The following is a 2,664-nucleotide window of genomic DNA, read 5'->3' on the forward strand; positions in this document are numbered from 1 at the left end:
GATCGCCGAACTAAAAGACAAGCTCGCACAGGAAAAACTCTATTTGGAAGATGAAATTCGAGGCGAGCTGGACTTTGAAGGAATTGTGGGGCAGAGTTCCGCTCTCCGTCATGTGTTGAATCTGGTGGAAACCGTGGCTCCCAGCGACTCCACGGTGTTGCTTCTCGGGGAAACCGGCACAGGCAAGGAATTGATCGCACGAGCGATCCATGAGCGCAGCCGGCGCAAGGAGCGGGCCCTTGTAAAGCTCAACTGCGCCGCGATTCCGACCGGACTACTCGAGAGCGAGCTTTTTGGGCATGAACGAGGCGCCTTCACTGGCGCGATTGCACACAAAGTTGGGAGACTTGAACTTGCCGATCAAGGCACGCTGTTTCTCGACGAGGTGGGCGATATTCCGATTGAGATTCAGCCGAAGCTGTTGCGCGCTTTGCAGGAACGCGAGTTTGAACGGCTGGGCAGCAACCGAACCAAGCAGGTGGATGTGCGGCTGGTAGCGGCCACCAATCGCGATCTCGAAAGAATGATGGAGCATCGCGAGTTCCGCAGCGACTTGTACTATCGCCTGAACGTGTTTCCGATTCGCATCCCGCCTTTGCGTGAACGCCCGGAGGATATTCTCCTCTTGGTCCGCTACTTCACCCAGAAGTATGGCCGCCGCATGCAGAAGCAGATCGAATCTATTCCCATTGCGGCCATGAGGAAGCTCTCCAGCTGGCATTGGCCGGGAAATATTCGTGAGCTGGAAAATTTCATCGAGCGTTCAGTGATCCTTACACATGGGACGGCGCTGCAAGCCCCGATCAGTGAACTGACCAATAATGGCCGGACCCTTCCTGTGAGGGATACGCGCGAAGCCAATGAGCGCAATGAGATTGTCCGCATCCTGAAAGTCACTAACGGGCGAGTAGCAGGCCCTGACGGTGCCGCAGCACGCATGGACATCAAGCGCACGACGCTGATCTACCGCATGAAGAAGTTGGGCATCGAGCCGCGAAAAATATCGTGACCCTCTATCAAGCAGGCCTTGTCGAATAACCAATAACCACTGAATCAAAGATCGCGAAGCCTCGGCATGACAGGCGCCGATTCAGGGTGCACTCTCGAACCAAGCGTCTGGCTGGGACTTGTATCGGCTCTCCTGCATTCAACACAAGGCCGCCTACCTTTCTCCCTCTTGAGTCACTTCTGCGGAAGAACTGACCGGAGCCCCTTGCATTTTTCTGAACCGTCAGGATTTCTGAAAGCTCAGCATTTTCCTGCACGGTAAAGCTACGCCGATTCAACGAATTGCGTTGGCACACCAGTTGCTTTAACCCACGATGACCGACGCTTCAATCGAGACGAGTGGACGCCAATGCGCGAGACGCTGAAAATTAAGCTGATTCTTTGTCCCATTGATTTCTCAGAGTTCTCGGTAAGCGCATATCAATATGCGCTATCGGTGGCCGAGCACTACCAAGCCAAGTTAGTGGCGCAGCATATCGTCGAGCTATGGCGGCATCCTTCTGCCGACTTCGCTGCCTCTGCGAGAGTCTATGAGGAGTACAGCCAGGCGCTTCGCGAGCGCGGCAAGAAGCAACTGCAGGAATTCGTTGAGAACCATACCCACGATGAAATTCAGCCGGAGCTCGTGGTGCAAATAGGGGTAGCCGCAGACTCTATTTTGTCGTTTGCACAATTGCAGAAAGCGGACGTGATCGTCATGGGAACGCATGGCCGGCGAGGATTTGACCGCCTGATGCTGGGGTCGGTGACCGACCGGGTGATGCGCATGGCTCCCTGCCCGGTGCTGGCAGCAAGCAAGCCGCCGCACGACTCTGTGGCCGCAGCTAAAGAGCGGGGCGGCGTCCACCACTTGAGTCGAATTCTTTTCTGTGCGGATTTCTCCGAGAATTCAGAGCGGGCTTTGAAATATGCGATCTCTGCAACAGCAGAGTACGACGCCGAGCTCACCTTGCTGCACGTGTTGGAGGGGGTCCCAGGTCCGGCCAAGACGGAGGAGGCCATAGCGGCAGCGGCGGAACGACTGGATGAGCTGATTCCACCGGAGGGACGCAAGACGCTCAAGATTAAGGCGGCGGTGCGCATCGGAAAACCATACGCGCAAATCATTCAACTCGCCCTGGAAACGCAAATTGACCTGGTGACCATGGGAGTGCGTGGCCGTGGCGCCTTGGATGTAGCGGTGTTTGGTTCGACAACCTATCGGGTGATGCAGTTGGGATCCTGCCCCGTTCTCGCCGTCCATTCATAAGGAGAACACAGGTGGTGAAATCGGGAAACGTAGCTACAAACGCAGGGACGGACGCCGCAACACGAGGATTTGTTGAAACACGAGACCGTTCGGTCTCATCTGTTATTTGGACTTCGCACGATCGGTTCGCGATTGGAGTATAGGGAGTTCTACTTATGTGGATTGTTCGAGTCGCTCTGGACCGGCCGTATACGTTCATCGTTCTTGCCGTACTCATTTTGGTTCTGAGCCCGGTCATGATCTTGCGCACGCCGACCGATATCTTTCCGAACATTGATATCCCGGTGGTCGCGGTGGGATGGCAGTACACCGGCATGAACCCGGAGGAATTAGAAGGCCGGCTCACCAACACATATGAGCGACTGCTAACGACCGTCGTCGACAATATCGAACACATCGAATCGACC

General features: G+C 55.5%; 3 protein-coding genes. All 3 read left to right on the plus strand.

Going from position 1 to position 2,664, the window contains the following annotated elements:
• Positions 1-1,009: sigma 54-interacting transcriptional regulator (locus tag VNX88_05750; GenBank protein ID HWY68147.1), on the plus strand; the 1,009-nt coding region annotated here is incomplete at its 5' end.
• Between the two features lie 348 nt (positions 1,010-1,357).
• Complete coding sequence (locus VNX88_05755; GenBank protein HWY68148.1) at positions 1,358-2,257, plus strand: universal stress protein; 900 nt, start codon at positions 1,358-1,360, stop codon at positions 2,255-2,257.
• A gap of 155 nt (positions 2,258-2,412) precedes the next feature.
• On the plus strand, positions 2,413-2,664 hold a 252-nt coding region (locus VNX88_05760; protein ID HWY68149.1), incomplete at its 3' end, for an efflux RND transporter permease subunit.

The organism is Terriglobales bacterium (assembly GCA_035567895.1).
Classification (GTDB): domain Bacteria; phylum Acidobacteriota; class Terriglobia; order Terriglobales; family Acidobacteriaceae; genus Gp1-AA112.